This is a genomic window from Thermomonas sp., assembly GCF_023953935.1.
Taxonomy (GTDB): Bacteria; Pseudomonadota; Gammaproteobacteria; order Xanthomonadales; family Xanthomonadaceae; genus Thermomonas.
Genome location: NZ_JAMLIW010000009.1, coordinates 114,139 through 124,610, shown reverse-complemented (window position 1 = coordinate 124,610; position 10,472 = coordinate 114,139). Strand labels below are relative to the sequence as shown.

Below are 10,472 nucleotides of genomic sequence, written 5' to 3'. Positions count from 1 at the left end.
GGAACACGTAGAGCGAAGCATCGACGAGGTGGAGAGTGGGCGCGGACATCAAGGCATTGTAGGTGCATGCCGGAGGCGGAACGCCTTCCCGGTGCTTGCGTCAGCGCCGGTCGCCTGCCTGCGTGCCCGGTCCGCCGCTCAGTGCTTCGCATCCGGCTCCGATTCGCGGCCGCGGGCCATCCCTGGCCCGCTCGGACCGATCACGCAGGCAGGCGACCTTGGGGTTTCTGTGCAGTACGTCGGGTCTTGTTTGCGTTTGTCCAACATCTTGAAGCAATGGCCGCCCCTGAAACTGCGGTCTGAGACCGCAGGGCGCGAGAGGCTAAAGGTTGCGGGCAACCCGCGACGCAGTCCAACCCGCGACGCAGTCCAACCCGCGACGGAGCTCAATCCGCGACGCAGCTCAACCCAAGTCGAGCCCGCTATCGCGGCACCCAATCCGAAAGCAGCTCCGCCGCGTCGGGGCGTACCCGGTCGCGAACCTCGATCAGCGGCGTGCCGATCGCAATCGTGCCGATCAGCTGCTCGTCGGCGGCCAGACCGAGCGTGTCTTCCAGGAAGGGGCGGTCGTAGCTGATCCAACCGGTCAGCAGCTGCGCGCCAAAGCCTTCCGCGTGGGCCGCCAGCAGCAGCATCAGACTGGTGAAAGAGGCGCTGATGAAGCGTTCGACTTCGGGAATCTTCTCGTCCACGCCCAGTCTGGCGATGATCGCCACGGTCACCGGCGGCACCGTGAAGCGGCTGCGCAGCTTGTCTTCCAGCGCGGTATCGACGCCCGGCTCGCGTTGGCGCAGCCGCGCGGCTGCCGCATCGGCCAGTGCCTGGCGTGCATCGCCTTCGATGCGCAGGAACCGGAACGGCACCCGCTTGCCGTGGTCAGGCACCCGCACCGCGGTTTGCAGCATCCGCAGCAACTGCGTCGGGGATGGGCCGGGTGCACCGAGCTGGCGGGTGGGGATCGAGTGGCGGGTGTCCAGATCGGCAAGGGTCAGCATGGGTTCCGTGGGCAGGTGCCTGCCAAGTGCGGGTTGCATTGGGTAGGATGATGCCGGATCAGGACGATGGAGCGGGTGATGGCGGCGACGGCGGCGGTGATCGTGGGAGTGATGCGCGAGACGGCAACCGGCGAACGCCGGGTGGCCCTGACTCCGGAAACCTGCAAGAAACTGGTGGCGGCGGGTTGCGCGGTGCGCATCCAGCCGGGCATCGGCGCCGGCGCCTATTTCACCGATGCGGCCTACGCGGCGGTCGGGGCCGAGTTGGATGAAGAGGCCTGTCGCGAGGCCGACCTCGTGCTGTGCGTGCAGCCGCCGCAAAACGACGCCATCGCCGCGCTGAAGCAAGGCGCGGTGCTGGTCGGCAGCCTGCACCCGCAGGCCGACCCGGCCCGCGGCGAGGCAATCCGCGATCGGGGGATCGCCGCCTTCCCGCTGGAGCGCTTGCCGCGCACCACCCGGGCGCAGGCGATGGACGTGCTCAGCTCGCAGGCGGGCATGGCCGGCTACAAGGCGGTGTTGATCGCCGCGCAGCTGGCGCCGCGCTTTTTCCCGATGCTGACCACGGCGGCCGGCACGATCCGTCCGTCCAAGGTGCTGATCGTTGGTGCCGGCGTGGCCGGCTTGCAGGCGATCGCCACCGCCAAGCGCCTCGGCGCAGCGGTGGAAGGCTTCGACGTGCGCCCGGAAACCCGCGAGCAGATCGAATCGCTGGGCGGCAAGTTCCTGGATCTCGGCGTCAGTGCGGCAGGCGAGGGCGGCTATGCGCGCCAGCTCACCGATGAAGAGCGCGCCTTGCAGCAGCAGCGCCTGGCCGATCACCTGAAAGGCATCGACGTGGTCGTGTGCACCGCTGCGGTGCCCGGCCGACCGGCGCCGAAGATCATTTCCGAGGCAATGGTCGCCGGCATGAAGCCGGGCAGCGTGATCGTCGACCTGGCCGCCGAAACCGGCGGCAACTGCGCCCTCACCCAGCCCGGCCAGACCGTGGACTGCAACGGCGTGATCGTGTCGGGGCCGCTCAACCTGGCCTCGATGGGCGCCCAGCACGCCAGCGAGATGTATGCCCGCAACGTCTTCAACTTCGTCAGCCTGCTGCTGAAGGACGGCGCCCTGCAGTTCGACTGGGAGGACGAGCTGCTGGCCAAGACCGTGTGGCCGGAGCGGGCGGTCCAGTAGCCGCGTCGCCCTGCCGTGGCGGCGGCTGGAGCGCGAACTGCGTCCAGCGTCGGCCTGTCAATGGCCTCGATCACGAGGCGGGCCGCGCCGTGGCGGGGGAGCGGAGCTCCCTTCCGGCGCCGGATGCGCCTTGACCCAATCGGCCCTCTGCTGCGGGGTCAGCGTGCGCCAGTTGTCCATGAAGGCGCGGCGAGCGTCGCGACCCATGCTGCGGGTGGCGTGGTAAACAGCGCGGGCCTCGTCGCGCTGCTGCGGCGTCATCGACTCCCAGCGCTGCATGCCGCGGCGGGCGTTGCGGCGTTGGTCGGGAGGCAGGGACTGCCAGCGCTGGGCAAAGTCGAGGAACTGCTGGCGGCGCTCCGGCTCGCGGTTCCAGCGGTCCCGGGTGGGCGCGATCAACAGCTCGCGCTGGGCGGGGGTAAGTTGGTCCCAGGCCGGCAATGCGGGCTGGGTGCCGGTGCTTTGCGCGAATGCCGGAACCAGAGTGCAGGCGGCGAGAAGGCCCAGAGCGAGAAGACTGCGGCGCATGGCATCACTCCATGGCCAGGCGATCGGAACCCGATCCACCCAGCCAGACATAGAAATCGGGATCCTGGTCGAGCGCGACGCCCACGGTGGCGGAACCGGGCGGCGTGCTGGCGACGGCGACGGGGGCCGCGCGGGCGGCGGCCGGATCCGCCTCCGGGGTGAGCTGGAAGCGCAGGCCGAGCGCCAGCGCGCCCAGCGCCGCGCAGGCGAGGGCGGCATTGCGCAGGCCGTGCGCCGGTCGCCGCGTCGCGCCGCGCAGGGCGGCATTGCTGCGCTGGGCAAGCTGGGCCTGCACCTGCAAGGAGAGTCCCGCCACCGCTTCGGCGTGGCGCGCGCGGACGCTGGCATCAAGCCTGCGCGCGTCCACGTCCATTCGTTCATCGGCATTCATCGCACATCCTCCAACTGTTTCTGCAGTGCGCTGCGGGCGCGCGACAGGTGGGTTTTCACCGACCCTTCGCTGCACCCCATCACCTGCGCCGATTCGGCAACGTCCAGCTCCTCCAGCACGCGCAAGGTAAACGCCTCGCGCTGGCGCTCGGGCAGGCTGCGCAAGGCCGCACGGATCCGCGTCCAGGCCTCGCGGCTTTCGTGGCTGCGCTGCGGGTCGGGCGCGTCGTCGGCCCAGTCCACCGACTCGCCGTCGCGGTCGCTGCTGCCCGGCAGCAGCCAGCGCAGCCGGAACAGGCTGCGCCGCTGCATGTCGGTCATGCGGTTGCGCAGGATGCTCCAGAACAGCGGATTCCATTCGGCAGCGGGGCGTTGGCGGTAGATCAGCATTTTTTCCATTGCGTCCTGCACGGCGTCGAGGGCGTCTTCGCGCTGGCGCAGGCCGATTTCGGCAAACCGGAACGCGCGCGCGCCGATCCCGCGCAGGAAGGCGTCGAAGTCGAGCGGCGGTGCCGGCACTGGGGCCTGCGGCGTGCGGTCGGTGTCCACCGGGGCAAGCTTAGCGATGTCGAGGAGCAGCATGGGCAGGGCGTCCTGGGGTGCGGCGAACGGGCGTTGGCCGCAAACGCTGTCCCTTCCTGCGAATCAACGCGCCAGGCGGCGTTCGGTTGACGTGGCGCACAGGCACCGGGCTTGTCTATGATGCTCGGGAACGCAAACGGGAGTGGCGCGGTGGACGACGGATTCGTGGCCCTGTACATCTTCATGCTGGCGGCAATCGCCGGGAACGTGATCATTGCGCGGGTGCCGGTGATCCTGCACACGCCGCTGATGTCCGGCTCCAACTTCATCCACGGGATCGTGCTGATCGGCGCGATGGTGGTGCTGGGCCACGCCGAAACGCCGCTGGAACAGGCGCTTGGGTTCGTGGCGGTGCTGCTCGGCGCCGGCAACGCGGCCGGGGGCTATGTGGTCACCGAGCGCATGCTGGAGATGTTCAAGTCCAGCAAGAAGGAGGGCGGAAAGTGAGCCTGCTTGCCCTCGTCAAACTGAGCTATTTCGTTGCCGCCACCCTGCTGCTGATCGGCCTGCAGCGGATGGCCAGCCCCAAGACCGCGCGCAGCGGCATCCAGTGGGCGGGCGTGGGCGTGCTGGTGGCGGTGATCGCCACCTTCTTTTTGCCGGGGATGAAGAATCTGCCGCTGCTGGCAGCGGCCATCGCGCTGGGCGTGGGCGTGAACTGGGTCTGGGGGCGCAAGGTTCCGATCACCGACATGCCGCAGATGGTGGCCCTGTTCAACGGCATGGGCGGCGGCAGCGCGGCGGCGATCGGCGCGGTCGAGCTGTGGAAGGCAATTCCGATGGAGACGCGCCCGGGCGCGGTGCACCTGGTACTGGCGGTGGTCGGCGCGCTGATCGGTGCGGTGTCACTGACGGGCTCGATCATCGCCTGGGCCAAGCTCGACGGGCGCATGGACAAGCGCTTCACCTTCCCCGGCCAGCAGTATTTCAACGCGCTGGTATTCCTGGTCGCGCTGGGAGCGGGCGGCCTGGCGGTGTGGGGGCTGGTGGCCGGTGGCCTGGAGGCGCAGCAGACCACCCAACTCGCGGTGCTGGGCTTCTTCGCCCTGGCGCTGCTGCTGGGCGTGCTGATGACCCTGCCGATCGGCGGTGCCGACATGCCGGTGGTGATCTCGCTGTACAACGCCTTTACCGGCCTTGCGGTGGCCTTCGAGGGCTATGTGCTCGACAACGAGGCGCTGATCATTGCCGGCATGATGGTCGGCGCGGCCGGCATGCTGCTCACAAGGCTGATGGCCAAGGCGATGAACCGTTCGATCAAGAACGTGCTGTTCTCGAATTTCGGCGGCGGCGGCGCCTCGGCGCAGGCGATTGGTGGAGCGATGAAGCCGATCGATGCCGCCGACGTGGCCTCGATGATGGCCTACGCCGAGCGCGTCGTGATCGTGCCCGGCTACGGCATGGCGGTTGCGCAGGCGCAGCACAAGATCTGGGAGCTGTGCCAGCGCCTGATCGCGCGCGGGGTGAAGGTGAAGTTCGCCATCCATCCGGTCGCCGGTCGCATGCCCGGGCACATGAACGTGCTGCTGGCCGAAGCTGGCGTGCCCTACGACCTGATCGCCGACATGGACGACATCAACCCGGAATTCGCGATGACCGACGTCTCGCTGGTGATCGGCGCCAACGATGTGGTGAATCCCGTTGCCAAAACCGACCCGGCCAGCCCGATCTACGGCATGCCGATCCTCGACGTGGTGAATTCGAAGAACACCATCGTGATCAAACGCGGCAAGGGCACGGGGTTCGCCGGGATCGAGAATGCGCTGTTCTACGCCGACAACACCCGGATGCTGTACGGGGATGGCGCGGAAATGGCCAATGCGCTGGTGAGCGAACTCAAGGCGCTCGACGACGCCTGAGCCCGGTCCACGCCGCCAGCGCGATGCCGGCGGCGTACCAGACCAGGTCGGCGCGGCTGTTGGCCAGCGTCACCAGCAACCATGCGTAGTCGGGGCCCATCCGCAGCGCCGATTCGCCGGGGCGCAGGCCGAAGCCCATCCCGATCTGCCCGGCGGCGATCATGTAATTGGCCAGCGCCACCGTCAGCGCGGTGGCCAGCGTCGCCGCCAGCGCCCGCCCTGCGCCGTGCGGCCAGCGCGCCAAACCCTGCAGCAGGGCGATGTCCAGCGCGGCCAGCGGGGCCAGCCACGCGCATTGGCGGCCGAGCAGCAGCGCCAGCAGCACCCAGAATGCGGCAAACCCCGCCGCGCCCAGCGCCAGCAGGGGCAGGGCAAACCAGCGGACGGTTGTCGGGGCGGCCTCGGGCATGGATTTGTCGGCGGCAGGGCAGGCGATGATGCCATTGTCGGCGGTCGGATGACTGATTCGTACTAGAATGGTACGACTTCAACTGCACGAGACTGGCCGCCACCCATGTATTCCCGCAACAGCGAACCCGTGCGCTTCGAACGCGATTGCGCCGCCGTCCTCGTGCCACAGGGCGACCAGGTGACCTTGCCGGCCGGCACCGTCGGCTACATCACCCAGGCGCTGGGCGGCAGTTGGACCGTGTTCGTCGAGGGCAACCTCATGCGCATTGCCGGCGAGGATGGCGATGCCATCGGCAAGGAAATGGCCGAGCCCCTGGAACTGGCCGAGGGCGCCGACGATGCGGCGGTGGAAGAACTGATGTGGGAGCAGCTGCGGACCTGCTTTGATCCGGAGATCCCGATCAACGTGGTCGAGCTGGGCCTGGTCTACCTGGCCGAGTTGCAGCACCGCGAAAGCGACGGCGCGCGCGTGGTCAAGATCCGCATCACCCTGACCGCGCCCGGCTGCGGCATGGGCGAGATCCTGATCGACGATGTACGCACCAAGCTGATGCAGATCCCGACCGTGGTCGATACCGACATCGAGCTGGTGTTCGACCCGCCGTGGAACCAGACGATGATGTCGGATCTGGCCAAGCTCGAAACCGGGATGTTCTGAACGCCCGCCTTCCGGCGGTGCTTGAGCACCAAGCCTCGAGCCTGCGCCTGCCGCAGCTGCGGGGCAAGACGCCACGCCAATGAACGCGAAGAGCTGGAGTGCCCGACATCGAAGTGGGGCGAGGCTTGGGGATTGCGCGATCGTTCACGCGCCCATCGTGACCGACGCCTCAATCAAGACATTATTTCGGCGTTAAAACGTCACAAAGTGACGCGGATTGTCAGCGCATTGACTTGTTGCGTTGCAATATCGTTCACGCTTGCCAGCCGCAATCACGCCAATTTTTTGCGCTGCAAAATCCCGCCGGAGCGCGCCAAAGCCGCGGATTTGCTTGCTTGTGATGCATATATTCCCAATCGTTATATGCGGATAACCACGTGTTCTTGACAGGAAACCGAAGCTAGCGCAAACGTCGCGGGTCGCTGCGGGACGGTTCAGGTTTCGCGGCGGTGCCTTGAGCCACGAACGTGGCAGCCGCCAGGGAGGAGGCGGTGAGCGCCGGATGCGCAAGGGGCTTGTCCCAGCCGTTGTCCAATCCAGGCCGCGTTCGCGGCAACCCACACAACCCACCAGGGGGATTTCACCAGTGAATCGTTCCCGCACCGTCAAAGTCCTGTCTGCCGCGATCGCCCTTTCGTTGGCCGCGGCCGGCGCCCAAGCGGCCACCCGCGCCGACCTGCACCAGCGTGACCTGAACCAGGCACGCCAGCAGTACCAGTCCTTCGTGGCCAGCCATGGCCAGACCGCCGTGAGAACGGCCAACCGTCGCCACGCCGCGTTCATGGGCGCCGGTGCGACCACCAATCTGATGATGCGCGCCAGCCGCCAGCTCAACAACGGCGTGCGCAACTACCGCTACGACCAGACCTGGCGCGGGATCCCGATCTTCGGCCAGAACCTGGTGGTGAGCGAAGACCGCCAGGGCAACGTCCGCGGCATGTTCGGCAATCTGGTCTCGGGGCTCGACCAGGACATCACCAACACCCGTCCGTCGATCAACGCCGCCCAGGCGCTGGTGGCCGGCAAGCGCGCCGGCCTCGGCAACAGCATCGCCGGGATGATGACCCGCAATGAATCGAGCGAAGTCGTGGTGTTCATCGACGACGCCGGCATCGGCCACCTGGCCTACAAGGTGACCTTCTTCGCCGACTCCCAGGCGGCTGGCCGCGCGCATCGCCCGGTGGTCATGATCGACGCCCACAGCGGCGCGGTCCTGAAGCGTTGGGACAACCTGCAGACCGCCCAGATCGGCACCGGCCCCGGCGGCAACGCCAAGACCGGCCAGTACGAATACGGCAGCAACACCACCAGCCACAGCTACCTCGACGTCACCCAGAGCGGCAGCACCTGCACCCTGGACAACGCCAACGTCCGCACCATCAACCTCAACGGCGGCACCTCCGGCAGTGCGGCGCATTCGTTCACCTGCCCGCGCAACACGGTCAAGGCGATCAACGGCGCCTACTCGCCGATGAATGACGCCCACCACTTCGGCAGCGTGATCTTCAACATGTACAACGCGTACATGGGCCAGAACCCGCTGACCATCAAGCTGTTGATGAAGGTCCACTACAAGAGCAGCTACGAGAATGCGTTCTGGGACGGCACCGCCATGTACTTCGGCGACGGCGCCAGCACCTTCTACCCGCTGGTCAGCCTCGACGTGGCTTCGCACGAAATCTCGCACGGCTTCACCGAGCAGAACTCGAACCTGACCTACTCCGGCATGTCCGGCGGCATGAACGAGGCCTTCTCCGACATGGCCGGCGAGACCGCCGAGTACTACGACCGCGGCAGCAACGATTGGCTGGTGGGTTCGGATATCTTCAAGGGCAGCGGCGCGCTGCGCTACATGTGCAACCCGACCCAGGACGGGGGCTCGATCGACAACGCCGCCGACTACACCAGCAGCATGGACGTCCACTACACCTCGGGCGTCTACAACAAGGCCTTCTGCACCCTGGCCAAGACCTCCGGCTGGAACGTGCAGACCGCCTTCCAGGCGTTTGCCCGCGCCAACCGCGATTACTGGACCGCCAGCAGCACCTTCAATCAGGGTGCCTGCGGCGTCGAGTCGGCGGCTGGGGACATGGGCAAGACCGTGGCCGACGTGACGGCCGCGTTCAATGCCGTGGGCGTGTCCTGCTCCGGCGGCGGCGGCGGTGGCGGTGGTGGTGGTACCAGCCCCGGCGGTACGCTGACCAAGGGCGTGCCGGCCACTGGCCTGATGGGCGCGACTGGCGCAGAAGTGAACTACACGATGGCGGTGCCTTCGGGCGCCAGCAACCTGACCTTCACCATGTCCGGCGGCACCGGCGATGCCGACATGTACGTCAAGTTCGGCAGCGCGCCGACCGACAGCAGCTACGACTGCCGTCCGTACAAGTCCGGCAATTCCGAGAGCTGCGCGTTCGCCAGCCCGTCGGCCGGCACCTACTATGTGCGGCTGAAGGCCTACTCGGCGTTCTCCGGCGTCAGCCTGGTGGGTGACTACACCGCCGGCGGTGGCGGCGGTGGCGGTGGTGGCAGCGGCGGCGCGCTGACCAAGGGCGTTCCGGCGACCGGCATCAGCGCGGCGACCGGCGCTGAAGTGAACTACACGCTGGCGGTGCCCTCGGGCGCCAGCAACCTGACCTTCACCATGTCCGGCGGCAGCGGCGATGCCGACATGTACGTCAAGTTCGGCAGCGCGCCGACCGACAGTTCCTACGACTGCCGTCCGTACAAGTCCGGCAACAGCGAGAGCTGCTCGTTCGCCAGCCCCTCGGCCGGCACCTACTACGTGCGGCTGAAAGCCTATCAGGCGTACTCCGGCGTCAGCCTGGTCGGTGACTACAGCACCGATGGCGGCGGTGGTGGCGGCGGTGGCGGCGGAAGCACGTCCACGGTGAACCTGCCGAAGGTGACTTCCGGCAACTGGTCGTCGACCTACACTGGAACCACGGTGCAGGCCGGCCAGACCGTGACCTACACGATCTCGGGCGGCACCGGGGATGCCGACCTGTACGTGCGGGCCGGCAGCGCGCCGACCACCAGCAGCTACAACTGCCGTCCGTACAAGGCCGGCAACAACGAGACCTGCACGTTCACGCCGTCGACCACCACCACCTACTACATCAAGGTGCGTGCGTATTCGACCTACAACGGTGTGGTGCTGACCGAAACGATCAATTGAGGCCGGCACAGGGCTGCGCCGGAGCTTCGGTGCAGCCCGTTCGGGGAGGGTGAAGAAACCCCCGGTCTTCGGACCGGGGGCTTCGTTTTTCCAGGCACCCGGGTGCGTGGTGCCACAGGCGGCGAACGGAGCAGCGGCAGCGCCGGCTGCGCAAAGGAACCTGATTGCAACCGCCCCAGGCTTCAGCCGATCGGTTCGAACCGATTGGCCTCGACGTTCTTGCGCACCTTGTGCGGATCCCAGATGCGCCCGTTCATGGCGATGTAGACGCCTTCGGGCAAAGACTGCACCGCGCCGACCGCGCAGCCGATGTTGAACACCGCATCCGATCCCTCGAACCGCGCCGGATTGAGCGCGCCGGTCAGGACAATGGTCTTGCCGGGAATCCCGGCCAGGACCTCGGCGGTCTGCACCATGCTGTCGGTGCCGTGGGTCACCAGCACCCGAGTTTCTTCCTGCGCCGCGATGGTGGCGCGCAGCAGCTGGCGGTCGGCGTCGGTGACGAACAGCGAGTCCTTGCGCAGCAGCGGGATGACGTGGAACCGGAAGGCCACCCGGAATTCTTCGAGGATGCCGCCGATCTGCGGCTCGCCGACCTGATAGTCCGACTTGGCGTCGAAGTAGATCTTGTCGATGGTGCCGCCGGTGGTGACGATGAGCAGATTGTCCATGGGCGCATTGTCCGACAAATCTTG

At 67.3% G+C, this 10,472-nt stretch carries 11 protein-coding genes; 5 read left to right on the top strand and 6 right to left on the bottom strand.

The window, feature by feature from the left end; translation table 11 throughout:
- Positions 1–422: 422 nt before the first annotated feature.
- On the bottom strand, positions 423–995 hold the full coding sequence (locus M9902_RS10810; RefSeq protein WP_297222918.1) for a nitroreductase family protein: 573 nt from the start codon (positions 993–995) through the stop codon (positions 423–425).
- Between the two features lie 66 nt (positions 996–1,061).
- On the opposite strand from M9902_RS10810, the gene M9902_RS10805 reads away from it, so the two are divergent.
- Positions 1,062–2,174: an NAD(P) transhydrogenase subunit alpha gene (locus M9902_RS10805; protein WP_297222916.1), complete on the top strand. Its 1,113-nt coding sequence runs from the start codon at positions 1,062–1,064 to the stop codon at positions 2,172–2,174.
- A gap of 57 nt (positions 2,175–2,231) precedes the next feature.
- Here the strand turns inward: M9902_RS10805 and M9902_RS10800 are convergent, their stop codons facing one another.
- From M9902_RS10800 to M9902_RS10790, 3 genes are read right to left on the bottom strand one after another with little or no spacing between them, the layout of a single operon-like run.
- Positions 2,232–2,702 (bottom strand): DUF3106 domain-containing protein, encoded by a 471-nt coding sequence (locus tag M9902_RS10800; protein ID WP_297222915.1) that lies wholly within the window; start codon positions 2,700–2,702, stop codon positions 2,232–2,234.
- A gap of 4 nt (positions 2,703–2,706) precedes the next feature.
- Entirely contained in the window at positions 2,707–3,093 is a 387-nt protein-coding gene (locus M9902_RS10795; protein WP_297171914.1) for a hypothetical protein, read from the bottom strand.
- Positions 3,090–3,674, bottom strand: coding sequence for an RNA polymerase sigma factor (locus M9902_RS10790; protein WP_297222913.1), 585 nt, complete (start codon positions 3,672–3,674; stop codon positions 3,090–3,092). Before M9902_RS10790 ends, M9902_RS10795 begins: the two co-directional genes overlap by 4 nt.
- A gap of 150 nt (positions 3,675–3,824) precedes the next feature.
- Here M9902_RS10790 and M9902_RS10785 point away from each other — a divergent pair, with 150 nt between their 5' ends.
- The gene (locus M9902_RS10785; RefSeq protein ID WP_297171907.1) at positions 3,825–4,121 is read left to right on the top strand and encodes an NAD(P) transhydrogenase subunit alpha; all 297 of its coding nucleotides are present in this window, start codon (positions 3,825–3,827) and stop codon (positions 4,119–4,121) included.
- A complete protein-coding gene (locus M9902_RS10780) occupies positions 4,118–5,533 on the top strand; it encodes an NAD(P)(+) transhydrogenase (Re/Si-specific) subunit beta (protein WP_297222911.1) in 1,416 nt (471 codons plus the stop codon). The genes M9902_RS10785 and M9902_RS10780 overlap by 4 nt, the downstream gene beginning before the upstream one ends.
- Here the strand turns inward: M9902_RS10780 and M9902_RS10775 are convergent.
- The gene (locus tag M9902_RS10775; RefSeq protein ID WP_297222909.1) at positions 5,511–5,942 is read right to left on the bottom strand and encodes a hypothetical protein; all 432 of its coding nucleotides are present in this window, start codon (positions 5,940–5,942) and stop codon (positions 5,511–5,513) included. The two genes, M9902_RS10780 and M9902_RS10775, sit on opposite strands and share 23 nt — an antisense overlap.
- Positions 5,943–6,047: 105 nt before the next feature.
- Between M9902_RS10775 and sufT the strand changes: the two genes are divergently transcribed.
- The gene (sufT, locus tag M9902_RS10770; RefSeq protein WP_297222907.1) at positions 6,048–6,602 is read left to right on the top strand and encodes a putative Fe-S cluster assembly protein SufT; all 555 of its coding nucleotides are present in this window, start codon (positions 6,048–6,050) and stop codon (positions 6,600–6,602) included.
- Between the two features lie 586 nt (positions 6,603–7,188).
- Positions 7,189–9,777 (top strand): pre-peptidase C-terminal domain-containing protein, encoded by a 2,589-nt coding sequence (locus tag M9902_RS10765; protein ID WP_297222905.1) that lies wholly within the window; start codon positions 7,189–7,191, stop codon positions 9,775–9,777.
- A gap of 182 nt (positions 9,778–9,959) precedes the next feature.
- Here the strand turns inward: M9902_RS10765 and M9902_RS10760 are convergent, their stop codons facing one another.
- On the bottom strand, positions 9,960–10,448 hold the full coding sequence (locus M9902_RS10760; protein ID WP_297175612.1) for an asparaginase domain-containing protein: 489 nt from the start codon (positions 10,446–10,448) through the stop codon (positions 9,960–9,962).
- Positions 10,449–10,472: the final 24 nt, after the last annotated feature.

What these genes read in the sequence shown, in the direction of transcription:
- M9902_RS10810 (WP_297222918.1), bottom strand. Translation starts at nt 995, where the DNA reads ATGCTGACCCTTGCCGATCTGGACACCCGCCACTCGATCCCCACCCGC.
- M9902_RS10805 (WP_297222916.1), top strand. Translation starts at nt 1,062, where the DNA reads ATGGAGCGGGTGATGGCGGCGACGGCGGCGGTGATCGTGGGAGTGATG.
- M9902_RS10800 (WP_297222915.1), bottom strand. Translation starts at nt 2,702, where the DNA reads ATGCGCCGCAGTCTTCTCGCTCTGGGCCTTCTCGCCGCCTGCACTCTG.
- M9902_RS10795 (WP_297171914.1), bottom strand. Translation starts at nt 3,093, where the DNA reads ATGAATGCCGATGAACGAATGGACGTGGACGCGCGCAGGCTTGATGCC.
- M9902_RS10790 (WP_297222913.1), bottom strand. Translation starts at nt 3,674, where the DNA reads ATGCTGCTCCTCGACATCGCTAAGCTTGCCCCGGTGGACACCGACCGC.
- M9902_RS10775 (WP_297222909.1), bottom strand. Translation starts at nt 5,942, where the DNA reads ATGCCCGAGGCCGCCCCGACAACCGTCCGCTGGTTTGCCCTGCCCCTG.
- sufT (WP_297222907.1), top strand. Translation starts at nt 6,048, where the DNA reads ATGTATTCCCGCAACAGCGAACCCGTGCGCTTCGAACGCGATTGCGCC.
- M9902_RS10760 (WP_297175612.1), bottom strand. Translation starts at nt 10,448, where the DNA reads ATGGACAATCTGCTCATCGTCACCACCGGCGGCACCATCGACAAGATC.